19 protein-coding genes and 1 pseudogene are annotated in these 22,627 nt (G+C 57.0%); 14 read left to right on the forward strand and 6 right to left on the reverse strand.

The window, feature by feature from the left end; all coding sequences use genetic code 11:
* The first annotated feature begins 11 nt into the window (after positions 1-11).
* From GEMMAAP_RS03565 to GEMMAAP_RS03610, 10 genes are read left to right on the forward strand one after another with little or no spacing between them, the layout of a single operon-like run.
* Complete coding sequence (locus GEMMAAP_RS03565) at positions 12-1,916, forward strand: bifunctional homocysteine S-methyltransferase/methylenetetrahydrofolate reductase (RefSeq protein WP_053334300.1); 1,905 nt, start codon at positions 12-14, stop codon at positions 1,914-1,916.
* Positions 1,917-1,926: 10 nt separating this feature from the next.
* Positions 1,927-3,087 carry a carboxylate--amine ligase gene (locus GEMMAAP_RS20250; RefSeq protein WP_145978979.1) on the forward strand — a complete coding sequence of 387 codons (1,161 nt, stop codon included), beginning with the start codon at positions 1,927-1,929 and terminating at the stop codon, positions 3,085-3,087.
* Positions 3,087-3,785, forward strand: a complete 699-nt coding sequence (locus tag GEMMAAP_RS21200) for a PHP domain-containing protein (RefSeq protein WP_053334299.1) — start codon at positions 3,087-3,089, stop codon at positions 3,783-3,785. Before GEMMAAP_RS20250 ends, GEMMAAP_RS21200 begins: the two co-directional genes overlap by 1 nt.
* A complete protein-coding gene (locus GEMMAAP_RS03580) occupies positions 3,785-4,942 on the forward strand; it encodes a glycosyltransferase family 4 protein (protein WP_082821032.1) in 1,158 nt (385 codons plus the stop codon). Before GEMMAAP_RS21200 ends, GEMMAAP_RS03580 begins: the two co-directional genes overlap by 1 nt.
* A 24-nt stretch (positions 4,943-4,966) precedes the next feature.
* Positions 4,967-5,920 carry a glycosyltransferase family 2 protein gene (locus tag GEMMAAP_RS03585; RefSeq protein ID WP_075071405.1) on the forward strand — a complete coding sequence of 318 codons (954 nt, stop codon included), beginning with the start codon at positions 4,967-4,969 and terminating at the stop codon, positions 5,918-5,920.
* A gap of 12 nt (positions 5,921-5,932) precedes the next feature.
* Positions 5,933-6,841, forward strand: coding sequence for a glycosyltransferase family 2 protein (locus tag GEMMAAP_RS03590; RefSeq protein ID WP_026850208.1), 909 nt, complete (start codon positions 5,933-5,935; stop codon positions 6,839-6,841).
* Positions 6,838-7,713 (forward strand): XrtA system polysaccharide deacetylase, encoded by an 876-nt coding sequence (locus GEMMAAP_RS03595; RefSeq protein WP_026850207.1) that lies wholly within the window; start codon positions 6,838-6,840, stop codon positions 7,711-7,713. Before GEMMAAP_RS03590 ends, GEMMAAP_RS03595 begins: the two co-directional genes overlap by 4 nt.
* Entirely contained in the window at positions 7,706-8,737 is a 1,032-nt protein-coding gene (locus GEMMAAP_RS03600; protein ID WP_043581108.1) for a FemAB family XrtA/PEP-CTERM system-associated protein, read from the forward strand. The genes GEMMAAP_RS03595 and GEMMAAP_RS03600 overlap by 8 nt, the downstream gene beginning before the upstream one ends.
* Before the next feature lie 10 nt (positions 8,738-8,747).
* On the forward strand, positions 8,748-9,920 hold the full coding sequence (locus tag GEMMAAP_RS03605) for a DegT/DnrJ/EryC1/StrS family aminotransferase (RefSeq protein WP_043581107.1): 1,173 nt from the start codon (positions 8,748-8,750) through the stop codon (positions 9,918-9,920).
* A gap of 16 nt (positions 9,921-9,936) precedes the next feature.
* Positions 9,937-10,797 carry a hypothetical protein gene (locus GEMMAAP_RS03610; protein ID WP_043581105.1) on the forward strand — a complete coding sequence of 287 codons (861 nt, stop codon included), beginning with the start codon at positions 9,937-9,939 and terminating at the stop codon, positions 10,795-10,797.
* A 7-nt stretch (positions 10,798-10,804) separates the two neighbouring features.
* Here the strand turns inward: GEMMAAP_RS03610 and GEMMAAP_RS19940 are convergent, their stop codons facing one another.
* The 3 genes and pseudogenes from GEMMAAP_RS19940 to GEMMAAP_RS03625 form a co-directional block, all read right to left on the reverse strand.
* Complete coding sequence (locus GEMMAAP_RS19940; RefSeq protein ID WP_145978980.1) at positions 10,805-12,145, reverse strand: O-antigen ligase family protein; 1,341 nt, start codon at positions 12,143-12,145, stop codon at positions 10,805-10,807.
* On the reverse strand, positions 12,142-13,539 hold the full coding sequence (locus tag GEMMAAP_RS03620; RefSeq protein WP_026850203.1) for a glycosyltransferase: 1,398 nt from the start codon (positions 13,537-13,539) through the stop codon (positions 12,142-12,144). The genes GEMMAAP_RS19940 and GEMMAAP_RS03620 overlap by 4 nt, the downstream gene beginning before the upstream one ends.
* 208 nt (positions 13,540-13,747) lie before the next feature.
* Positions 13,748-14,543: pseudogene (locus GEMMAAP_RS03625) on the reverse strand (IS3 family transposase); the annotation flags it as partial.
* 140 nt (positions 14,544-14,683) lie between these two features.
* On the opposite strand from GEMMAAP_RS03625, the gene istA reads away from it, so the two are divergent.
* Together istA and istB are read left to right on the forward strand one after the other, a co-directional pair.
* A complete protein-coding gene (gene istA, locus GEMMAAP_RS03635) occupies positions 14,684-15,694 on the forward strand; it encodes an IS21 family transposase (RefSeq protein ID WP_075071409.1) in 1,011 nt (336 codons plus the stop codon).
* Positions 15,691-16,515, forward strand: coding sequence for an IS21-like element helper ATPase IstB (istB, locus tag GEMMAAP_RS03640; protein WP_026850202.1), 825 nt, complete (start codon positions 15,691-15,693; stop codon positions 16,513-16,515). The genes istA and istB overlap by 4 nt, the downstream gene beginning before the upstream one ends.
* Before the next feature lie 140 nt (positions 16,516-16,655).
* Here the strand turns inward: istB and GEMMAAP_RS03645 are convergent, their stop codons facing one another.
* Positions 16,656-17,027 (reverse strand): transposase, encoded by a 372-nt coding sequence (locus GEMMAAP_RS03645; RefSeq protein ID WP_145978982.1) that lies wholly within the window; start codon positions 17,025-17,027, stop codon positions 16,656-16,658.
* Positions 17,028-17,205: 178 nt separating this feature from the next.
* Between GEMMAAP_RS03645 and GEMMAAP_RS03650 the strand changes: the two genes are divergently transcribed.
* On the forward strand, positions 17,206-18,408 hold the full coding sequence (locus tag GEMMAAP_RS03650) for a polysaccharide pyruvyl transferase family protein (protein WP_082821037.1): 1,203 nt from the start codon (positions 17,206-17,208) through the stop codon (positions 18,406-18,408).
* 315 nt (positions 18,409-18,723) lie between these two features.
* Positions 18,724-19,929 carry a glycosyltransferase family 4 protein gene (locus tag GEMMAAP_RS03655; RefSeq protein ID WP_082821038.1) on the forward strand — a complete coding sequence of 402 codons (1,206 nt, stop codon included), beginning with the start codon at positions 18,724-18,726 and terminating at the stop codon, positions 19,927-19,929.
* A gap of 85 nt (positions 19,930-20,014) precedes the next feature.
* On the opposite strand, the gene GEMMAAP_RS20255 is transcribed toward GEMMAAP_RS03655, so the two are convergent.
* Positions 20,015-21,640 carry an asparagine synthase-related protein gene (locus tag GEMMAAP_RS20255; protein ID WP_075071413.1) on the reverse strand — a complete coding sequence of 542 codons (1,626 nt, stop codon included), beginning with the start codon at positions 21,638-21,640 and terminating at the stop codon, positions 20,015-20,017.
* 12 nt (positions 21,641-21,652) lie between these two features.
* Positions 21,653-22,627, reverse strand: a complete 975-nt coding sequence (locus GEMMAAP_RS03665; RefSeq protein ID WP_075071414.1) for a glycosyltransferase family 2 protein — start codon at positions 22,625-22,627, stop codon at positions 21,653-21,655.

Consider the following 22,627-nt stretch of genomic DNA (forward strand, 5'->3'; position numbering starts at 1 on the left):
GAAAGCTATCTATGACTACCGTTTCTGAGCAGCACATTGCCGCGAATTCCCTGGCCGAGGATTCCCCTCGCGCCGCCTTACTCACGCGCCTGCTCGACCCGGAGCAGGTGGTGATGTTTGATGGCGCCATGGGCACCATGCTGTACGCCAGGGGCGTATTCATCAATCAGTGCTACGACGAACTGGTACTGCGCAGTCCGGACCTGGTGCGTGAAGTGCACGCCGCGTACGTGAAGGCGGGTGCCGAGGTGGTGGAGACCAACACCTTTGGCGCCAACCGCACCAAGCTGGCGCAGTACGGGTTAGAGGGGCAGGTGGTGGCCATCAACCAGCGTGCGGCGCAGGTGGCGCGCGAGGCGGCTGGCGAGGCGCGGCTGGTAGCGGGCGCGGTGGGTCCGCTGGGCGTACGGCTAGAACCCTATGGCCCTACCAGCCGTGATGAGGCGCGTGGGCTATTCCGTGAGCAGATGCAGGCGCTGGCCAGCGGCGGTGCCGATTGTTTTGTGCTGGAGACGTTCGCCGACCTCGATGAGCTGGAACAGGCCGTGCTGGCCGCGCGCGAGGTGAACGCCGCCATGCCGGTGATTGCGCAGGCCACCGTAGGGCCGGAACTACGTACGGCCTTTGGCGCCACACCGGAAGACGTGGCGCGGGTGCTGGACAAGTGGGGCGTGGACGTGATCGGGCTGAACTGCTCAGTGGGTCCGCAAACCATTTTGGAGGCCATTGAACGCATGGCCGCGGTGACCCACAAGAAGCTCAGCGCCCAGCCCAACGCCGGTATGCCGCGCGATGTGGGCGGGCGCACCATGTACATGGCCAGCCCGGAGTACATGGCGTCGTACGCGCGCCACCTCATTCAGGCGGGAGCCAAGATCATTGGCGGCTGCTGCGGTACCACCCCTGAGCATGTGAAGGCCATGGTGGAGGGGGTGCGCCCACTGTCACCGCGCACACGCGTGCAGGTGGGGGCAACGCGCGAAGCGGAGGTGAGCGGCGAACCGGACAAGAGCCGCGAGCCGGTACCTCTCGCGCAGCGCTCACGCTTTGGCGCCAAGCTGGCGGCCGGGCAGTTCGTAACCAGCGTGGAGATTGTTCCGCCGCGTGGGGTGGACACTGTAAAGCTGGAGCATGACGCAGCTGCACTGGCCAAAGCGGGCGTGGACGCCATCAACGTGCCCGACGGACCACGGGCGCAGAGCCGTATGGGGGCCATTGCCACCAGTCTCATTATTGAGCGGCATGGCATTGAGGCGGTTACCCACTACGCCTGTCGTGACCGCAACTTGCTGGGGATGCTGAGCGACCTGCTGGGCGCGTCGGCGCTGGGGCTGCGCAACCTGCTGCTGGTAACTGGTGACCCGCCCAAGATGGGGCCGTATCCTGATGCCACGGCGGTCTTTGACATTGACGCCATTGGGCTCACGAACCTGGTGCGGAACCTCAACCGCGGCATGGACCCGGGAAACAACCCCATTGGCGACCCGACGCGCTTTGTAATTGGCGTGGGGGTTAACCCGGTGGCCATTGATCCGGCGCATGAGCTCAAGCGATTCCACTGGAAGGTGGAGGCGGGGGCGGAGTACGCCATTACCCAGCCCGTTTTTGACCCGGCGCAGCTGGAGTCATTCCTGGAAAGCATTCACGATGTGCGTATTCCCGTGGTGGCGGGCATTTGGCCGCTGGTGAGCGCGCGCAACGCGGAGTTCCTTGCCAACGAAGTGCCGGGGGTGACAGTGCCTCAGGAGATTCTGGATCGTATGCGCCGGGCCAACGAGAAGAGCAAGGAGCATGCGCTCGCCGAGGGAATTGCGATTGCCCGTGAGGCGCTGGATCGTGTGCGCGGATCAGTGCAAGGCGTACAGGTGAGCGCGCCGTTCGGGAAGATCGAATACGCACTCGAAGTATTCGGTTAATGTCCAGCTAATGACACATCGACCGTCGGTGCTGATAACAGACTCCAATCTTCGAACGGCACTGTATACGATTCGAAGTCTTGGTCGCAGCGGCTATCGCGTGATTGCGATGTCTCCTTCAAGCGCGCGCGAAGATGACCTCGGCGGCTGTTCTCGGTACCTTGCCGAACGCATCGTTTGTCCGAGCGTAGTTACAGACCCCGAGGCATTTACTGAGGTGCTTATTCGTGAGGCAAGGCGGGCAGATGTAATATTCCCAATTGGAATGCACTCGATTCGTGTAGTCGCGGCACACCTCCCGGAGTTTGCGTCCGCTAAAACACTGCTCCCTGACCTGAAAACGATTGACCGGGCAGACTATGCACAGCAGTTGCTTCCTTTTGCTGCTTCGATAGGGATTCCCCAGCCACTTCAGTACAATTTTGAGGATCTAACGGGGGCACGAGCTGGTGCGGAGGTTGTTCGCTATCCCGTTATCGTAAAGGCTGGTATAGAAGGCGCGATCGCTCCAAGTGCCCGCTACCGGATCGTCGACAATATGTCAGACTTCGTGAGTGCATTCGAAACGATTGCGCAAATCAGCCCACGACCAATCGTGCAAGAAATCGTATCGGGTCGTGTGTATGGCTACGAGGCGTTGTATCAGGGAGGGCGGATGGTTCGTCAATTCTGTCACCGCCGATTACGTCAGTATCCTCTCAAAGGGGGGCCAAGCACCTATTGCGAAAGCGTAAGGCACCCAGAAGTCATCCGTTTGGGGCGAACACTGTTGGATGCGTTAGCGTGGGACGGACTGGCGATGGTGGAGTTTATGGTCGATGAATCCACCGGCGCGATCAATTTGATGGAGATTAATCCGCGACCATGGGGGTCCATGGCCCTTCCAATCGTTGCCGGTATCGATTTCCCTGTATTGTGGGTTCGGGCGGCGATGGGTGAGTTTCTAGAGCAGGTCGAGGAGTTCCCCGCCGGCGTGCGCATGCGGTTGCTCATGAATGATCTCCAGGCCGTCGCCAGTCTTGTCCCAGGTGAATCGTCATGGGCCAATCGTTTCGCGCTCCTTGCAAGCGTCTGTGACCCTCGTGTGCATGACGGGATCCTCTCGTGGAGTGACCCCGTACCCTCATGGCAGTATGTCGTAAAGGCTCTACGACGCGTTGGGCGCTCCTGATGATCAAGGTCGATCTCCATCTCCATACCAGCTGTTCGTACGATTCGGTGCTTCCCCCACGTAGACTCGTAGAACTTGCGCTGCGCAATGACTTCGATGTTATCGCGGTTACGGATCACGATACGATTCTGGGCGCGCTCAGAACGAGAGACGCGGCAAAGGGGCGCATTCCCGTTATCGTCGGAAGCGAGGTCAAGTCGACAGGCGGAGACATCATCGGACTGTTCCTTACCCAAGAGATCAATTCGCGAGAGCCACTCGACGTAATCAATGAGATAGAATCTCAGGGTGGGATCGCCGTACTTCCCCACCCATTGCAAGGGCACCGCAACTTGCCAAAGGAGTGTCTAGGGCGTTTCTCCGCGTATGAGGCCATTAACGGACGCTCGGGTTTATTCAGCCCGGAGACAGCATCGGGTTATGGACTCCCCTGGGGAAAGCTATCTGGCGCCACTGCACTCGGCGGTAGCGATACCCATCTCGCCAATGACTTTGGTCGGGTCTGGTCGCTTATGGATGCTGAACCCACGGAGGAGGCCGTTAGGGACGCCCTTAGTGCGGGACGCTCGCAGGCAATGGGGAAGGTAGGCCCCCGGCGGAACTTCCTGATAAGTCAGGGCATAAAGGCCATTAAGACCCGTGATGTTGGGTTGATGTTCAGGGGTGTGCGGCGTGTGCTAGCCGGGAGACTTCGCTGATGTCTCACCCCATTCGAGTGGTGGCTTTGATTGAATCCGACTTCGTTACGGGGCCAGCAAAGAACCTTATAGAATTTGCCAAACGGGCGAGAGTTCGCACTCGTCCTATAGAGCTGACCATCGTTACCTATATCCGTGGAAAAAATCAGACTGGGAATGCCTTTACGGCAGCCGTTGAAACGGCCGGGATTCCACTTTTTATTCTGAAGGAGTCGCGTCGATACGATCGGTCCGTAATTCCGCAATTACGGGCTGTCCTCAAGACCGTTGGGCCAGACCTCGTCCAAACACACAATTCTAAATCGCACTTTCTTTCCAGAATCAGTGGAGTCGCAGCGAAGTATCCGTGGATTGCCTTCCATCACGGGTATACTACCACTGATTTCAAGATGCGTGTGTATCACCAGTTGGATCGCTGGAGTTTGCGGGGGGCACGGCACTTGGTGACAGTATGCGAGCCGTTCCGTGAGCACTTGGCAACCTTTGGGATTGACCCTGCTATTATCACCGTGCGTCACAATGCCGTTGACCCGTTTATTTCGGCGGCCGATGAATTGGTGGAGAAGGTTCGGCAATTTGCGGCATGGAAACCCGGAAATCTTATTGCCGTAAGCATTGGCCGTCTCTCTCGTGAAAAGGGCCACCAAACGTTGATCGATGCTGTGAAATGCCTTCCAGCAGAAGTACGAAGCCAGTTGACTTTAATCCTTGTAGGAGATGGACCGGAACGAGAGGCAATTAAGACCTCGATTGGAAACGCAAGTCTTGAGGGCGTCGTCTACCTCGCAGGGCATCAAGACTTTACGCAACCATACCTGTCAGCAGCTGACTTCCTTGTGTTACCCTCAAACTCCGAAGGTTCGCCAAACGTGCTTTTGGAAGGCATGGCCGCAGGTCTGCCATGTATTGCTACGAAAGTTGGCGGAGTGCCAGAATTAACCACCGACATGGAAGACGCCTTGCTGATTCCACCAGGCAACGCCCAGGCCATGTCGCTCGCGATCGAGAAAATCATGGGTGATCAGGTGCTTCGTAGCGCCCTAGGGAGTGCGGCCCATGAAAGAAGCCGGACATTCAACCGTGAGCATTACGTTGACGAACTCAGCGTGATGTATGAGCAGATCTTTGAGCAGTATTGCTCCTGTACTGGTCATTAGCAGTTGATGCCAGAGATTTCTGTCGTGGTCCCTTTGTATAACAAGGCAGCGTATATAGACCGCTGCCTAACTTCTATTTTGGGACAAACCGGTGTGAATTTTGAGGTGCTCGTTGTAGATGATGGCTCGTCAGATAACGGAGCCTCTCTTGTCCTTGAGCATCGGGATCCTCGAATACGCCTGATTCGACAGGAGAATGCGGGGCCTGGTCGGGCCAGAAATAGGGGGGCAGAGGAAGCGCGAGCGCCGTATCTCGCTTTTCTCGACGCTGATGACGTATGGCATTCTAACTTTCTCTCTGAGAGCTTGGCTTTCGTGCGCGTGCATCCTACTGTTGCGGCGCTCACTTGGGGGCTGCAACTTGAGCCGCGTGGAGTTACTACTGAGCGACAATGGAAGGGCAGTGGTATTCCTGAAGGACCCTTTCGGGCCGGTCCAAATACCAGTGCCGCCGTAATCGTGAGTATGCTCACCGTTATGCTGCCGTCGTGCACCGTACATGAACGTCGTTCATTCCTTGCGGCAGGTGGATTCTACGATAAGAATCGATGCCTGTTTTCGGAAGATGCCTATCTCTACCTAAGGCTCCTCATGCAGCATTCAGTGGCGTTTCAGCCACGACCGCTCGCTATACGGTATGAGGATGCGTCCGAGCTTGCTGTGCAACGCGATGGCATGCGGCAGGTGGAACCATTCCTGTTGGACCCTGAAAGTATCTACCGCGATACGCCGGTGCCAATGCGGCATCTGTTGGGTGCTGTTTTGACCCGTCGGGCGCTGAAGACGGCAACGGTCTGTGGCTATTGGGGCAAGTCTGCAATGGCGCGTATGCTGGTCAAGCGATTCATGCAGCCTCAAGACATCATCGCTCGATATGGCATTTCAGCCTTGATGTCATGCGTAGGAGTCACGGCAATTTTGGGCTGGACACATCGAAACGTGCTGCAGTCGTTGCTCCCAAGCGGCGAGCGTGTTTGATGGAGAGAGCTGATGTCCTCTGATACGCCTCTTGTCAGCGTCATTATTCCGTTTCGGAACGATGAGGCTACGATTATTTCCGCGCTCGACTCGGTATTTCAGCAAACTTGGCCCGCTGTTGAGGTTTTGCTTTGCGATGACCGGTCAGACGATCGCTCAGTGGAATTGGTTAGGGAGCGGCTTTCGCAGAACAATCGACATGAGACCCAACTATTGTTGGCCGTTGGGGCGGGAGCGGCTGCTGCTCGAAATACGGCAATTAAAGCCATGCGCGGAGACTATGCTGCATTCCTTGATGCTGATGATCTGTGGTTCCCGCAAAAGTTAGAGCGGTGTATGGCCGAGTTGCTGTCGAGGGAGGTTCAGGTCGTCGGTCATGCCGAAGAATGGCGTCGTGAAGGGCATCCCGTTAAGGTAGTGCGCTATCGTCAGCTGCTAAGCCCGGATGTGCCATTGCCATTGAGCGTGTACCGCCAAAATCCCTTTTCGACGTCGGCCATTGTCGTCCGACGGGAGGCGCTCATGGCCGCAGGATCATTCGACGAAAAGCTGCCAAGCGCCGAAGACTATGACTATTGGCTCCGCCTCGTGCTGGTGCCTGGAGTCCGTGTGTCCATCCTCGATGATGTGCTCGGCGTATACACCCTTCGCGAAGGAAGCGAGAGCTCACGGGTACACGCCAGACACGAGGCCATGCTGACCATTGGGGCACGGTACGCGGCAATTGTCGCCGCCGGAAGGCTATTGCCGAAGTTGGAGCATTGGCGATATCGGTCCCGCGTTCGACTCTCGTCGGGGGTGCGATTTTTTGCGTCGGGGAAAAGAGTGCGGGGCTTGGGACTCGTTGCAGTAGCCTTGTTGCTGTGGCCTTTCCGAGGCGATGTGGTGCGACATCTGCTTGCTAGGTGGCGCAGCGCATGAGCACTTCCTCGTTCGTCCATGCCTTCACGGTAGACGTGGAGGAGTATTTTCACGTCAATGCGTTCGAACCGTTCATTGATCGCTCGGCGTGGGAGACCTTCCCCACTCGAGTCGGAATTGGGATGGATCTGTTGTTGGATATGCTCGCGCGTCACAACGCCACAGCGACCTTTTTTGTGCTGGGGTGGGTGGCCGAACGTCAACCGGCCATTTTGAAGCGCATTGTGGACGGTGGGCACGAGGTTGCCTCGCACGGTTATTGGCACCGCCGTGTGGTAACGGAAACCCCACAGGCGTTTGCCCTGGATGTACGTCGCGCGCGCGACGTCATTGAGCAGATCACTGGAAAGGCCGTTCAGGGCTACCGCGCGCCGAGCTTCTCCATCATTCGGGCCAGTGAATGGGCACTCGATATTTTGGCAGAGACCGGGCATCTCTACGATTCCAGCCAGTTTCCCATTCGGCGGCCGGGCTACGGTTCACCGCATGTGGCCCTCAATGCCCATCTCGTAAATACGGCGTCGGGCCCTCTCATGGAGGTACCGTTAACGGTGTGGGAGCTGTTGGGCATGCGACTCCCGGCCTCTGGCGGCGGGTGGTTTCGGCAATTTCCCGAGTGGGTCACGCTGGCGGCCTTTCGCCATTGTGCGGCCAACGGAAGAGCGGGGAACTTCTACATCCACCCTTGGGAGCTGGACGCGCAGCAGCCCAGGCAACCGGTTTCGCTTGTGACCAGCGTGCGACATTACCGTGGCATTGAGGAAACGCCTGCGCGACTGGAGCGCCTGCTTGGCGCACTCCAATTCCGCAGTATCTGCGAAGTACACAATGCGCTGTTGTCGCAGGTGATGGGAGCGCCGCGGCATGTCTGATAGCCTCACGGTCTCGGTAGCCGGAGTTGCGCCTCAGGATTGGGATGCCTTCATTCACAGCGCTCCCGACGCCAGTCACGCCCACCGGGCGGGTTGGGGTGCCGTGTTCAGGGAGGTCTTTGGCCACGAGACGCAGTACTGGACGGTGCGCGATGCCGACGGCGGCATCGTCGCGGCCTTGCCCATTACCCTTGTGCGCAGCGCCCTTTTTGGGCGGCATGCCGTATCTGTGCCGTTCCTCACCTATGGCGGCCCGGTGGGAAGTACGGTTGGGCAGGCGCTCCTGGTTGAGCGTGCCGCGGCGCAGCTGGCCAAAGAGGGGTACCCCTCCGTGCAGCTCCGTTGTCGAAGAGAAGGCACGCTGCCGTATGTGCCGCACTTTGGGAAAGTCCTGGTCTTGCTGCCTTTACAGCCAGCTCCCGAATTACAGATGAAAGCGTTCCCGGCCAAACTGCGCAGTCAGCTGCGGCGGGCGGCCAAGGAAGGCGCAACGGCTGGTATTGGGTTGGATCGTGTGGATGCGTTCCACGCTGTCTTCGCGGAGCATATGCGAGACCTTGGCACCCCTGCCATGCCACGCCGCTTTTTCGCGGCGGTTGCCCGCACCTTTCCTGAAGAGACGCTGGTGGCCACGGTGGAGCACGAAGGGCTGCCTATTGCCGCCGGGTTTGGTTTCCTGTGGCGCAACGAATTCGAAATCACGTGGGCGTCCTCACTCATGCGATACAAACGCATGGCGCCCAACATGATGCTGTACTGGACGCTGATGGAGTACTGTATCGGGGCTGGCGTACAGATTTTCAATTTTGGCCGTTCAACACCGGAAAGCGGACCGCATCAGTTCAAGCGCCAATGGACGGATGTGGAAGAGCCACTGCCGTGGTACGAGGTGGGCAATTCCTCTGCGGTGGCGCGCCCCCAAAAGGAGTCGCGGCATTTTCAGCTGGCGGCACGTTTGTGGCAAAAACTGCCATTGCCCGTAGCAACGGCGCTTGGGCCGCGTATTGTCCGCGGTATTCCGTAAGCACGTCACTATGCAATTCCCCTGGAGAGCGCTGCCGCCCGCATTTACGCAGGCTCCCGTTTCCGCATTGCTGGGCCTCCTCATTGGCCCGAAGCAACACGCGCACGCCACTTCGGCCTTACCGCAATTACTGTTGCCGCTGCTGGGGGCCAGTCAGGCGGTCTTGTGTGACTCCGGAACATCTGCACTCCGTATTGCGCTGCAGAGCACCGGCCGCGTAGGGGCGGTGGCCATGCCCGGCTTTGGCTGCTTTGATCTTGCTACGGCGGCCATTGGAGCGGGGGTTGCGGTCTGCCTGTATGACATCGACCCTAACACGCTGGCGCCAGATCTGGACTCACTGGAAAGTGTACTCCAAAATGGCGCAAGTACCGTTGTTGCGGCCTCCCTATTTGGCTACGCACCACCAATGCCGGCCATTCGAGCACTGTGCGACCGCTACGGTGCCTTCCTTATTGAGGATATCGCCCAAGGGGCCGGGGCCAGCGTCAATGACATGGTGTTGGGTTCCTGGGGCGATGCGGCCGTGTTGAGCTTTGGGCGAGGTAAGGGAACCGGCGGCGCGGGTGGTGGAGCGGTGGTATTCCGCCAGCCAGTGCATGCCGACAGATATCCGGCGTTGGGAGTGGTGCCCAGCGCAAGAACCGGGTTGGCCGCCTTGGTGGCCCAGCAAGTCCTCAGTCATCCTATGCTCTTCCGTCTTCCGAGCCTCCTGCCGTGGTTGCAGCTGGGGGCCACGGTATATCACGAGCCGTGGCCGCCCACAGGAATTACCGAGGCACAGGCTTGGCTCGCCGAGCAGAGCCTTGAACAGCAAGCCAGATTAACAGCCCAACGGCGGGCAGTCGCCAGCGACATCTTCCGCGCACTGAAAATGTCAGGGAATGAAGAGCAGGCCATTCGCGTGTTGCCGGGAGCTCAACCGGGATATCTGCGATTTGCCCTGCATCTGGAAAGTGAAGGAGTAGAGCAGCTGTGGGCATGGGGGTGTCGGCGTTCGTACCCGGTCGCGCTCTCTCAATTGCCCCCCTTACTGCCCAGCATTACCGGACAGCCCGCCATTCCGGGTGCGCTTGAGGCCGTAAGGTCAATTGCTACTCTGCCAACACATCGCCACGTTTCCCCGGCTGATTTGAAACGTCTGGAGAAGGTGTTGAGTCGCCCCCTTCGCCTTTTCTCGTGATGCAGGTGTTTGCGTGATGGGTATGCCCCCGGCCAAAGATGTACTGCTCGGCAGCACGAAGGTCGACGAACGGCAACTCGCCCGAGAGGAAGAGTTCTTCCGGCGGTTGAAACTGCAGAACGGGACGTATAAAACGACGGCGCGCAATCGTATGCCGGAGCTCGATCTTGCCTGTGCTGAACTGCTGCGTGGTACAGTCGGCGTGCGCATTCTGGATATGGGAGTGTCGTCGGGGGTGACCACGGCAGACCTGCTGCAGGTGATGGCCCAATACACCGACATTGGTGAAATGGTCGCTGCCGACCTGACCGCCCACGCTAGCCTTCGGCAACTGGGCGCTTTGGGCGTGCTCTACGACGAATCGGGGTATGTGCTGCAGGTTGCCGTGGGAGGCAATGCCCGTGGCCGACCGCATGATGCTGGGAAGTCCGTGCAAAGCCAAAGTGTGGACCTTTGCATGCGGGGGGCGGGCCGTTTGCTGCAGTGGCTGGGGGTGCCGCCTGTGCCGCTGCCCCTGATGTCGGCAAGGCTACGGGGCGCTCACGCCGTTCGCTTTGTGTCGCAAGATGTGTTTGTGCGCAACGCTGGGTGGGAGGGCCACTTTGATCTTGTACGGGTAGCCAACCTGCTGAACAGGGCCTACTTCTCCGAAGCGCAACTGCAGCAGGCGCTCGCCCACGCCATTGAGTACGTGAAGCCGATGGGGTACTTGCTGGTCAATCGAAGTACGGATGATGGATTCAATCACGGAACCATTCTGCAGCGACAGCCGCAGGGCCACCTCAGCGTGGTACAGCGCTTTGGCAGCGGATCAGAGGTCGAGGCACTAATGGTCGCTGCAACAGGCGCCGGAGGTGGAAGCTTCGCCCCCCTTTGATCGGCTTTTAACCGCGCAGTTTGGATGTCGTCACTGATATGGTAACGGCCGGTTGTGGTCTCAGGTTGAACCGGTTGCGAACGAAATGGCGACTACGCGGTGCAACACTGCCAGGCATAACGCCATTGCGTCGGTCACGTACAAGGACCTCAAACCCGATTATCAGACTGGCCAGTAGCATGAACGCCGGACTCAGTGCCGCCGTAATAAATGCGGCCCCTACACCAAAGGTGCACAGTGCCAAAAAGAGCGCCGACCCTGCTGCTGCAACCCGTTTATCGGGGTGAGCCTTTGGTAGGCCAACGCCAGCTGTTCTTCTCGTAAACTGAAGTCCACTGCCCAAGAGTGCTAGCAAGGCGCCAACACCAAAAATCCCAAGTTCGGCCGCGCTTTCCACGTACATGCTGTGCGGGGCGGACCACTTCCATCCACGCTCATAACCATTATCCGCACCCCAGCGCCCTTCGGCAACTTGAAATTGCCCAATCCCAACACCTGTGAGTGGACGCTTAGCAAAGTATACGGCACCGCGCTTCCAAATCTCTTGGCGGCCGGAGATTGCGCTGGTGTTGTAGTCTTCTGAGAGCGCGGTGAGTGTGAGTAGACGATCTCTGTATGATTCAGGTGCAAGAACAATGGCGCCTATGAACGCGGGAATCATAGCTAGCCGCAGCCACGCCGGCGCAAAGCTGCGAGTGGCAAGCACCAGCAACGTGAGCATAGTTGCTACGGCTAGAAAACCCCCGCGGGAACCAGTTTTTACGACAACAAACATCCCACCTAAAAGCGCTACAAGTCCAATGGCACGCCAAGCAAAACTACGATCACGAAGCGTCCAAACGCAGAATGGTAGACAGGTTGCTGTCACTATTGCTAAGTCATTCGGGTCGTACGAGCCGCCGAGACTTACGCGAGCGCCCTCTCCGTCGGAAATGTCAGCACCAAACCCCGCAGCAATTAGTACAAACTCTACCAGAACAACAGCGGTAGCGGTACGAAATAGTCGTTCGAGATCCTCAATCTGCCGGATGCTCAGAACCGTAATCATTACAATTGGAATGCTCGCCAGAAAGAACTGCAGCGAAATTTCGATACTTTCAGTGCGGTAATAGCTGAACGGAACAGATAGCAGAATTGCCGCACTGAAAGCGGCTAATGCTTTGGCAGGTTTTGTCGTCCACGCCGTTGCAATTCGAGGCAGAGGGTTAGACATGGCGAGCGCTAGTGCACCAAGAGCCAGCAGTACTTTGGCAACGGGAAGGGAACCCGTAAATGAAGAGAAGGCCTCGTGCAGTCGCCCTACATTGAAGAGCAAAAATGCAACTGCCACAACACGAAGAAGACTCACGAGGCCAACTCCTGTGAGAATGACGTGCAATTCACTGAAGTAGGTTGCGGTATCCGCAGGACAGAATGTTCTACCGCACAGAAGAAGGCCTCTGCTTGCCTCCTTGCAGAAAACTCATCGGCCTGGGCCAGCGGTTTCGGACGAACTCCGGTCCGAAACGCGGCGATCTTTTCTTGCAACACGCGAGCAATTCCAGACACATCATAAGGAAGCACAATATCGGTTCCCGTTGACTCAAGGAGTTGGCGAGTCGCTGTGCCCTCTGGTTCCATCGCGAGTATCCACGCTGGGAAGTGCAGGTATTCGTACACCTTGCTGGGAATGCAGAGGTGAGCGCCCTGCGGCAGGTTCACAAGCAACGCGGCAGAGGCTAACTCCAAATGAAGATTTACCTTGGGCAGGGATGGCAATACCTGAACATATTGTGAGACCCCTGCCAAATCGGCAAGATGTGTAAGCGGGACACTTCCAAATGAATCCACCTCGCCAATGAACTTTAGCTGAAAGTCCGTTGGCTGAAGTTCGAGAGTTTTTACGACCTCCGCAACCGCCGCCAAAAGGGGCCGCGGGTCCCGATCAAGGTAAATGGCGCCAGCATAAGCAGCCACGAACGTCTGCTGAGAATGCCTCGGAAGTACAGGGTCGCCATTGTAGCCATTCCGTACCGTAATGAAATCCGTGTTAGGATAAGAACCACGCATCACTTTTTCGGCCAGTGCGGTATTCATGGCGACAAGAGACGCTGCCGAAATTACGCGCCGTTCCAATCGGCCAGCTAGAATTAACGCAAGTGGAGAGGCCGTATTCTCCTGCATCATATCGATCTGGGCCCACGGATCGCGGAAGTCGACTATAAGCGGCAGGCCGGCCTTTGAAGCAACACGCCTAGCAATCTCAGCCGCAAAGTGCGGCGGCCCCGATGCGATTACTACATCGTATCTGTTCGTCTCAACCAGTGCTCTCGCGGCACGTTCGGCGCGTCGACCCCATGGCAGAATTCCGGTGTAGTACTGGTACGCATAGATGGTGCGCCGAAGGCAGTCCAATGAGAGTTCCCAGCGGATATCCTCACGCCTAACAATTTGCTCGCCGACGGAATTCGAAATGGCAACTCCATCCCTCCCTTGCTCGCCATTCCGGCCAAAGTTGTCGCGAAGCTTCAGTCGAATCAGATGTACAAATCTTCTGACCTGGCTGAACCAGTGATCAGGGTGTGGCACACCAAACACCCGGACCCCTTTGGCGAACTCGTGCTCGGAGGTATCCAGGCAGAAAGAAACAACATCGAATTCCCATCCTCGCTCGCCAGCAAGTTCCGTAAAGTCGGCCCATCGCTGTGCGCCAGCCGTGCGGGCGGGTGGGAAGTGGTAACTGATCAGCAGTGCTCTAAGCACTGAATAGCTCCTGAAGAGATCACAAAATATGGACGATCTGTAGACGACCCGGCAACCTTGTTCTGTACTTGTGAAGTAGTTTATTGCTTATCGAAGGGCGGTCTCGCGAAAAATAAGCTCCTAATCGTGCCTCGAGTGCTCAGGAACACCAGGGTTTACCTTGAAGTTGAACTTCACCCGCTTCAGTAGAGCCATTGAGGTTGGGTTTTTAAGCGGCGATGGGTTGGCCGGCGTGCGCCTGCTCAAAGGCTAGCGGGGACCGCTGGCCAAGTGCGGAGTGCCGCCGGTGCGGGTTGTACCACCCTTCGATGTAGCGGAAGAGCGTGATTCGGGCTTCGGTGTGCGTGGCAAAACGATGTCTCGCGAGGCACTCGACTTCTAGTGTGGCGAAGAAGCTCTCGGCCATTGCGTTGTCGTACGCATCGCCATTTGAGCCCATCGATGGCCGCACGCCGAGGAGTTTACAGCGCTGCCCAAACGCAAACGCGCGATATTGCGAGCCTTGATCCGAGTGATGAATCACGTCAGTCGCGCGACGCTGCGTCGCCGCCATATTCAAGGCGTCAAGGACGATGCCGGCATGCAGCGTGTCGCGCATGCACCATCCCACGATGCGCCGACTGAAGACATCGAGCACGACGGCGAGGTACAGAAAACCCGCCATCGTCGGGACGTACGTGATGTCCGCGACCCAGAGCTGGTTCGGCGCGGTCGCGCGAAACGCCCGTTTAACGAGATCGGGGGCCTGGGGTCTCACGCCGTGGCCGCGTCGGCCCACGCCGCTTGGAGATGCCCTGCAGGCCCTCGGCGCGCAGCAGGCGAGCGATACGCTTCTGGCCCACGTGATGGCCGGCGTCGCGCAGATCGCCGAGCAGGCGTGCCGCGCCGTAGGAGCCGTCAGATCGCGCGTGCGCGGCACGAATGACCATGGTCAGTTCGAGGTCCCGCTTCGCCCGACGGGAGAGCGGGCGCTTCCGCCACGCGTAGTAGCCACTTGTCATCACCAATGTGAAATTGCCCAGAATCACCAAGTAGAATTGCACACTTGGGAGCTTTCCTGCGGGGCCCTCCGCGGGCCTCGTGCCGACGCGACCTTGGTCTCTTCCCGTCGGGGAGGAGACTGGTGTACAGCAGGGATACCCTTGTGTTATTACAGCACTTGTTGGAGCAGGGCCTTGGAAAACGGGCCATTGCCAAGCAGTTAGGGGTGAGCCGCCGGACGGTCCATCATTGGATTGCCACCGGCCAGCTCACGCGGGTGGTGCAGACGGAGGCCCCGCGGACGACCGTGCCGCGCCCGCAGAAGTTGGACCGGTTCAAGCCGCTGATTCAGGAGCGCCTGGCCGCCTATCCCGCGCTGTCCGCGCAGCGACTGCTGGCCGAGTGTCGGGCGGCCGGCTACGTGGGCGGGGCGACGCGGCTGCGGGATTATGTGGCCAGCGTACGACCGCGCCCAGAGCCTGAGCCGATTATTCGCTTCGAGACGGCGCCAGGGCTGCAGGCCCAGTTCGATTTTGCCGAAGTGAAGTTGCCGTGGGGCAAGCGCTACGCGGTCCTTGTGGTGCTCGGGTATTCCCGGAAGCTGTACGTGGAGTTTGTCCCGCGACAAACCGCGCTCACCGTGATGCAGAGCTTGGAGCGCGCGTTTGCCGACTTCGGTGGCGTCCCCCGAGAGATTCTGTTTGATCAGCTGAAGGCGGTGATCATCGAGGATCAGCGACCGGACGGCGGCAAGCTGCTCGAAAATGCGGAGTTCGGGCGCTTCGCCGCCCACTGGGGCTTTCGCATTCGCGCCTGTCGCCCGTATCGCGCGCAGACCAAGGGCAAAGTCGAGAGGCCGGTCAGCTATCTGCGCACGAGCTTTCTGTATGGCCGCGAGTTTCTGGGCGATGCGGACCTCGCCGATCACTGCGCCCGCTGGCTCACGGACGTCGCCAATATGCGGATCCATGGCACGACGGGCAAGCGCCCAGAGGAGCGCTTCGCGCGCGACGAGCAGGCGGCGCTACAGCCGCTCGCCCCGCGGCCGTATCGGTCGCTCGTCCTGGTACCCCCGCGCGATGCGGTGACCACGACGCGCAGCGTACCGCACGTGGCCGTCGAGCGGCGCGCCCTCGCGCACTACGGCGCGCTGCTCGCTGAGGAGGCGTCATGAGCACGCTGCGCGACCGGCTGCGTGCCCAGCTCGCGGAGTGCAAGATGCCCGGGGCGTTAGAAGCGGTCGATGACATTCTGCGGCGCATTGATGCGGGCGAGCTGAGCGCGGGCCCGGCGATGGAAGCGCTGCTCGGCAGCCACATCGCGCTGCGTAATCAGCGGCGGCTGCAGACGGCCATGCGCTGCGCCCGACTGCCGAGTGTGAAAACGCTCGACGACTTCGACTTCACCTTTCAGCCGTCAGTGAAGCGCGATCAGCTCGAGAGCTTGCACACGCTGCAGTTTCTCGAGCGCAAAGAGAATGTCGTCTTCCTCGGGCCGCCCGGCGTCGGCAAAACACACTTGGCGATCAGCCTCGCCGTGCATGCCGCGGAGCGCGGCCGACGCGTGTACTACGCGACGCTGGCCGACTTGATCACATGGCTCGAAGATGCACAGCAGGCCGGCCATCTCACGCGGCGCCTCCGCACGCTCGTCTCGCCCAGCCTGATGGTCGTCGACGAGATCGGCTACTTACCCATTTCCCGGACGGGCGCTCAGCTCTTCTTCCAGCTCATGAGCCGACGCTACGAACACGCGTCGACGGTGCTGACCAGCAACAAGTCCTTCGAGGAATGGGGCGACGTCTTTGGCGACGAGGTGATGGCCGCGGCCCTGATTGATCGCCTGGTCCACCACTGCCACATCGTCAACATCCGGGGCAACAGCTACCGCATGCGGGAACACCGGGCCCTCGCCTCCCGTCTCGCGCCCGCCACGCCGCCGGCGCCCCCCGAAAGCACCAGCCGCCCCCGCCCCCCACGACGCCAGGAGGCCTGACCGAACCGGGCTCATCCCCCGCCCAAAGTGTGCAATTCTTGTTGGTAAAAGTGTGCAATTCTTACTGGTGTTGACACCACTCTCGGACACGCCCAACGCACGACACATCGTGGTCACCGGGGCCATGGCCTGATTCGCGCTCACGAACTCGAAGACTCGGGCGGGATTGTCCCCGATTCTCGCGCGAACCAGGCCGCCGCTTTTCCCAGGATGTCGCGATCGACCTTCAATTGGCGATTCTCGCGACGAAGTCGTTGCAGCTCTGCCCGCTCGTCCGTCGTCAATGTCTCCGGTCGCTCACCATGGTCTGCGCTGTCCTGAAATACCCAGTTGCGAATGGTTTGCTCTGACGGCTCGAACTCTTTCGCCAGCTCTTTCGGGCTCCATCCGGCACGAGCTAAGGCGACAATCTGCTCACGATAGGCCGCCGGATAGGCAGCGGGACGACGGGGCAGCGGGAAATTCCCCTCTCGCACAGAGATGGAGGCTCCACCGAAACGGGGCAACTTCAATCAGTAACTGGGTCACGTCATTTGTACCTTACCTGCTAAGCGGATAAAATTAAGACGAGCAACCGTGTAAAGCGCACGACCCTCTCGCCGTCTTGTCAGCAAAAGTAGTAAGGTTCATAGGTTCACGCGCAAAGTTTACATTATCAACAAACGACCACCACAAAACGCCAAGCTTACGATGCTGACCCGATTGCTGAGATCTGCAATTACCGAAACCTATGAATTTGTAAACCGATGTTTGCCTCCCAGGACTCATGCAACCGCCGTCATTGCCCCGGCATCACAAGGGAGCTTGGGTGACCAAGCAATACTTCAAGGTCTCCAAGACGGATTTGTGGATCGTGAGAAGTTTGGTGAATTGAATCAGATATGTTTGCCGAACTATCAAGCTATTCAACTACGCGGAGTTCAGTCCAGGCTTACTACAATAACTACGTCTCCCTATCGAGATCGGGTAATCCTTTCTGGAACGGCACTGTCTCACTCGAATCTCGTTGTTGCAGGTGCTGACATCATGGACGGGTACTATAACTCGGGTGATGTCACAATTCGCTGTGAGCTTTTGAATCGCTGGGTTGCTAACGGTAGAAAAGCTACCCTTGCTGGATTCAGTTTTAACGAAAAGCCCGCACAAGAAGCGGTCGTTGCGCTACAATCACTCGATCCCAGTGTCAGGGTGTTTGCACGCGACCCTTTATCGCTAGAGCGTCTTCTCGCAAATGGAATCAAGGCAGAACTTTCGGCGGACCTAGCGTTCCTTATGAAGCCCCAAATTGACGCGCAAGCGCATCACGAAACGATCGATTTCTTTGAGCGGCAGGCTCATGCGTCGGTAAAGGTGATCGGCGTAAATTTGCATGGCCCGCTTTTCAATGTAGATCACGCGAATCGGGCGAATGAGACGGCGAAAGCCGTTTCAACGTTTTTGCACAATAATCCTGATTGGTCTGCCTGTTTTGTGCCTCATGACTATCGAGGCGACTGTTCCGATCTTGACGCGCTTCAGAGTCTTCTGAGACATTGCGATCCAAGCCTATCGTCTCGAATTCATCTTGTGGAAAAAAAGCTATGTGCTTGGGAGGCAAAGTGGATCGCGCAACAGCTCTCGTTGGCTGTCTCAGGTCGGATGCATTTTGTAATCGCGTGTCTCGGGTCAGGCGTTCCTGCATTAGGCGCGAGCTATCAAGGAAAGTTTGAAGGTCTCTATCGTCACTTTGGTGTTGATGACATGGCTATTCAAGAGTCCTTCTGGTCCTCATCAGTGAATCTACTCGGAGCAATTGAAAGTGCCGTCAATCGACGAAAGAACATAAGTGATTCAATCCTCAAGGCTATTCCGGGTGTACGAGCACTTGCACAGCAAAACCTACCTACGTCCTAACGAAAGAGGATCGTCCACAGCTCCGTTAAGCCTAGGTATGTAGAAGCTCTCCCTTAACAGCCTCACTTATTGGGCTCTCAGGCAGTATTTGTCACACTGAATGACCCCATTTTCAGAAGACTGGCTTCGTTGAGAACAGTCGCCAATGTGTGAAAGTTCAGTGTTTATCGTCAACAAATCATTTGGGCCCTTTTGTACCTTGGTCTTCCACCCATTCAAACACAATTCGAAGGATCCTTAGAAACCCTTCAGCAAGGTGCACATAAGAAAGTGTCAACACCCAGAAGGCAAAAGCGAATTCTTGCAATCGGAAGCATGCCGCCCTTCCCGCCTCCATTAACAGGTGCGCAGCAGCGGGTATATAATGTCACAGCAGGACTCGCTAAGCACTATCAAGTTGTACTGATATGTCCGGAAAGAGCGGAGTATCCGACTGCTCCTTCAGCGCTGTGCTCTGAGTTGGGAATTCAGGAGTACATTGGAGTGCCGTTCTCCTCCAATCGCGGATATTCACGTTGGGCGGGTGCGGTAACAACCGCAGCAGCGCTGCTACCACGCGCGGTACCTGCTCACATTGAAGAATCAATCCCTATGCCGCTGCTTCACACGATTCAAGAGCTGCACATGAAAAGTCCTTTCGACGCGGTTTGGGCTTTCCGCTCGTGGTCTGCAGAACTTGCAAAGCGTGCAGGGCTTCGCTCAATCATTGCGGATATTGATGATTTTGAGTCAAGGATTTGGGCACAAGAGATTTCCTCACTCGGAAGCTACGGCCGCAAGCCACTTCATGTTCACCTGGCTAAACGACTTGCTAAATACGAGGAACGCCTCCACCAACGATTCTCTGCGGCCGTCGTGGTAAAGGAAGAAGATCGTGTGCTAATGACGAAGGAAGCAAATTGCAGGATATTTTGTGTCCCCAATGGAGCTGCGATTCCAGACGAAGGGTCTCTCATAAGGACATCGGTATCTGCTCCGTCAGCTCTGTTTGTTGGAACGCTCAACTACCAACCAAATATTGACTCCATCACATGGTTTGCCGGTGAGATCCTGCCCAAGTTATTGGAGTTGCACCCAATGCTCAAATTCATAGTTGTAGGAAAAGGTCGTCTCCCTGCGACGGCCTCCTGGGTGAATGATCATCCGCAGGTGGTCATTCACGAATCTCCAGCAACTCTACTACCCTATTACAATTCAGCCACTGTGGCGGTGGCGCCAATTCGAACTGGTGCAGGAACCCGAATAAAGGTACTTGAGGCGTTGGCTCACAAGTGTCCGCTCGTCGCAACAAGTGAAGCCGTGGCAGGAATTAACCTTACAAATGGTGTTCATTTTACTCGAGCTGACGATGTACAGGCTTTCGTTGAGGCATGTAGCAGAATCGTTCAGAACAGACAGCTTCAGTTGGACTTAGGCGAAGCCGGATACAATTGGGTGTCGCGCTTTGCATCATGGGCGAGAGCTGGAGATGATGCAGCCGCCGCTGTTTCGGCTGTTCTCGCCAAAGGCAACGAAGTCTAGCCGAACTTCGTTGCGCCCCAACACTAGGGGAAGCGGGTGTGCACCTGTCAATTATACTACTGCCTTCGAACAGCCATGTCAGTGGCTATTGGTAGTCCCTCAAAACGTCAACAATTCGACTGATTCCTTGCTGCTCTCTGACTCCGAAAGCATCAAGCAGTGTTGCAAATTTAAGTCTCATATTTGAGATCTCCGGAGTTCTAGCCAGAAGAAGTGAATACTTCCGTACGTCCGCCGATAATGTACGGATTTCGCGGCGTCCTTTAGTGGCTACCCACTGATTTTCGAGAGAGGCTTCTATCTCTAGCGGACAGGCCTCGTGGCCGGGATACGTTTGCCACGGCGTGGATTGCGCGAGTGCTGATAGGCTTCGAAACCATTCCATGTAGAGTTTATGCCCTAAACGCGCCGATAATGCACAGGAGAAATAGCACTGCAGAACGTTTAGATCATAAAAGGGCAACAGGAAGTGAATCCCGTTCGCTCCCAGGTTCTCGAAATGAAAGTCGAGATGACGCCGTTGATCATTTAGTGCAAAGAAAGTGAAGCTCGCGCGGTCGTCTGTTACCTTCTGAGCGTCCCGAACCGCTCGTTCAAGATCCGATCGAATCTCTTCTTGTACAAGTCTTCTATGTTTCCCAGAGAGAAGTAGCACTGGAATTTGAAGGTTGAATCTTTCAAATAGCGCTTCGGCAACAGGGATTGCGGGATTCGTGAACAGGTCAATTAACTCCTCAGTGCAGTACACGGCGCCTGCGCAGACACTACCTCCATCACCAGACCACGCCCAGGCCGGCCTAGTCTTCATGTCCGAGCTGTTCAGCGAGTCACCAAGAAGTCCTGCCCAATCAATTCGTCCTCCGGGAGGGCGAGAACTGTAGGAGAATTGCACCTTCGCTTCGCGAGCGAAACGTTTAGCAAGCATGAGATCCTGAGTGCCGGCATTAGCGAAACCAAATGTTATTGGATCTACTCCTGACTCAATTAGAGAGACCACAATTGAGCGTGAGTCAAGGCCGCCGCTCAAAAAAGCGATGTTGGAACCCGTTGCTTTATGTCTTATGTCGATAGCACTTCGAAAGGCTTCACGGATAGTTTTAACCTTATCAGAGAGTGCCGCCTCGGAAAGCTCGAGCTCACTCCAGTCAAAGTACCGCGATACGCTGAATCCTTCGATATCAACACGGATGTGCTCGGCAGGGGCGTTACGCGCGACTCCCTTCAGGATGGTTCTCTCGTTTAGCGGGAATCCGAGCAGACCCGTTTCAATGGCACCAACGATGTCCAGTTCGTAATCTACGGAATTTGTTGCAGCCTTTATTGACGAGGTTACCCTTAGCTCTTGATGATCATGCGACCTGTAAAATGGCCGTACCCCTAAGGCGTCGCCAAGGATGACCCCTTCTCCAGAGGCCTTGCATAACAGTAGTGCCGTGAAATTTCCTCTAGACTCGAGTGCTGCCTTTACCGCAATCCGTGAAAGCGATTTAACATTAACGTCAGTTACACTGTTGAGCTGACCAGCCTGGAGTGCAAACGCTCCACTGAACTCCTCCGCTACAATGATGGTGAGCTCTTTGGATTGCTCCATTCTGATGTCACCCTGGACCGAAATAGTCCAACTCGCGACTGTACCCTTGATCTCAATGCTACGTGTAGCAGAGTTATCACCCGCAATGCCGTTAGAAAGTGCGATGTGTACGCGCATCATTGCAGAAGTGGATTAGGGGCGGCCTACTATCAGAAATGCTGAAGACTTCAGTACTTCCAGAATCCCAAAGAATGATGGTTTTGCGCATAGACTTCGCAGCGCGAGAGTGAGGGAGTCTTTATATAGCCGCTCCTTCCGAAGGTGATAAGCAGCGTCTGCTTCCAGCGCGGCTATACGTGTCCAGACGGCTCGCTGAAAGCCAGCTTCGCTTTGGAAAAGCGGATGGCGCAGCAGTGAAGTGGTGTACAGGATCCTAGAATAGAGCGCAGCTGTGTCGCGCCTTGAGTCAAGTCCTGTACCACTACGGCGATAGACTGCAGTTGGGCAAGGCGAAAACGCGACAGTAGCACCAGCGAGCGCGCGCATCATAAAGTCGGCATCTTCAGCCACCACGAGCCTTCGATCAAAAGCAATGCCATGATCCTGTAGAGTCTCTCTTTTGAACGCACTCGCGATCACATTGATGGGACAGCCACTATTGGCTGTAATCGATCCTAGAGCGCTAGCGTTGACTATATGCCAGCGCCCATTGGTTCCTTCAGTGGCTGCGAGGATATCGGACAGCATTCCACGAATGCCTAGCGCTGATTCGGTACTGCGCTCACCGGTGGTAACATCCTCGAAAAGGTAATCTGTAAAAAGAATGCTCGCAGCCGGAATCGCCTTGAATGCCTCGCCGAAGAGCCGTCTTCTACCCGGAAGGAAGGTGTCATCACCGTCCAGGAAGCTGACCCACGTTGATTGGGATGCGTCGAGGCCTCTGTTCCTTGCTACAGAGACTGACTTGCTGGGAGACCCTGCAATGATCCGGATACGGACGTCTGATCGACTTAGCTGCTTAAGAATGTCGACAGAATCATCAGATGATCCATCGTCTGAGATGATGAGTTCATCGTCGTCGTCAAGTTGGTACAGGATGTCCGGAATGCTGTCTTTCAGCAAGCCGCCCTGATTGTAGCATGTTACGACTACCGACAGGTTTGACAT

Origin of the sequence: Gemmatimonas phototrophica (genome assembly GCF_000695095.2) — a bacterium.
GTDB classification, from domain to species: domain Bacteria; phylum Gemmatimonadota; class Gemmatimonadetes; order Gemmatimonadales; family Gemmatimonadaceae; genus Gemmatimonas; species Gemmatimonas phototrophica.

Excerpts from the sequence above, each read along its gene's own strand:
- GEMMAAP_RS21200 (WP_053334299.1), top strand. The coding sequence starts at position 3,087 with ATGATCAAGGTCGATCTCCATCTCCATACCAGCTGTTCGTACGATTCG.
- GEMMAAP_RS03600 (WP_043581108.1), top strand. The coding sequence starts at position 7,706 with ATGTCTGATAGCCTCACGGTCTCGGTAGCCGGAGTTGCGCCTCAGGAT.
- GEMMAAP_RS03580 (WP_082821032.1), top strand. The coding sequence starts at position 3,785 with ATGTCTCACCCCATTCGAGTGGTGGCTTTGATTGAATCCGACTTCGTT.
- GEMMAAP_RS03605 (WP_043581107.1), top strand. The coding sequence starts at position 8,748 with ATGCAATTCCCCTGGAGAGCGCTGCCGCCCGCATTTACGCAGGCTCCC.
- GEMMAAP_RS03610 (WP_043581105.1), top strand. The coding sequence starts at position 9,937 with ATGGGTATGCCCCCGGCCAAAGATGTACTGCTCGGCAGCACGAAGGTC.
- istB (WP_026850202.1), top strand. The coding sequence starts at position 15,691 with ATGAGCACGCTGCGCGACCGGCTGCGTGCCCAGCTCGCGGAGTGCAAG.
- GEMMAAP_RS03590 (WP_026850208.1), top strand. The coding sequence starts at position 5,933 with ATGTCCTCTGATACGCCTCTTGTCAGCGTCATTATTCCGTTTCGGAAC.
- GEMMAAP_RS03565 (WP_053334300.1), top strand. The coding sequence starts at position 12 with ATGACTACCGTTTCTGAGCAGCACATTGCCGCGAATTCCCTGGCCGAG.
- GEMMAAP_RS20255 (WP_075071413.1), bottom strand. The coding sequence starts at position 21,640 with ATGATGCGCGTACACATCGCACTTTCTAACGGCATTGCGGGTGATAAC.
- GEMMAAP_RS03650 (WP_082821037.1), top strand. The coding sequence starts at position 17,206 with ATGCTGACCCGATTGCTGAGATCTGCAATTACCGAAACCTATGAATTT.
- GEMMAAP_RS20250 (WP_145978979.1), top strand. The coding sequence starts at position 1,927 with ATGACACATCGACCGTCGGTGCTGATAACAGACTCCAATCTTCGAACG.
- GEMMAAP_RS03655 (WP_082821038.1), top strand. The coding sequence starts at position 18,724 with ATGCCGCCCTTCCCGCCTCCATTAACAGGTGCGCAGCAGCGGGTATAT.
- GEMMAAP_RS03665 (WP_075071414.1), bottom strand. The coding sequence starts at position 22,627 with ATGTCAAACCTGTCGGTAGTCGTAACATGCTACAATCAGGGCGGCTTG.
- GEMMAAP_RS03595 (WP_026850207.1), top strand. The coding sequence starts at position 6,838 with ATGAGCACTTCCTCGTTCGTCCATGCCTTCACGGTAGACGTGGAGGAG.